The 269-nt window shown below is 41.3% G+C and carries 1 protein-coding gene; it reads right to left on the bottom strand.

Annotation, left to right across the window (positions count from 1 at the left end):
• The coding region (locus tag AAEY62_RS22625) for an inorganic phosphate transporter (protein WP_350636661.1) at positions 1–269 on the bottom strand (269 nt) is incomplete at both ends.

Below are 269 nucleotides of genomic sequence, written 5' to 3'. Positions count from 1 at the left end.
ACCTATAATAGCGCCAATAATAGAGTGAGTAGTTGATACTGGCCATCCTAAGAATGATGCCATTAATAGCCAGGCGCCTGCTGCAAAAAGCGCAGAAATCATACCTAATATCATTAATTCAGGAATATCCATAAATGGCGTTGAATCAATAATGCCATTACGAATTGTCGATGTAACTTCGCCGCCGGCCAAGTAAGCACCTGCAAACTCAAAGATCATCGCGATAAAAATCGCTTGTTTAATCGTTAGCGCTTTAGAGCCTACTGATG

The organism is Pseudoalteromonas sp. GW168-MNA-CIBAN-0100 (genome assembly GCF_040309225.1).
Taxonomy (GTDB): Bacteria; Pseudomonadota; Gammaproteobacteria; order Enterobacterales; family Alteromonadaceae; genus Pseudoalteromonas; species Pseudoalteromonas arctica.
The sequence above is the reverse complement of the archived record's forward strand: the minus strand, read 5'-3'. Positions and strand labels throughout refer to the sequence as shown.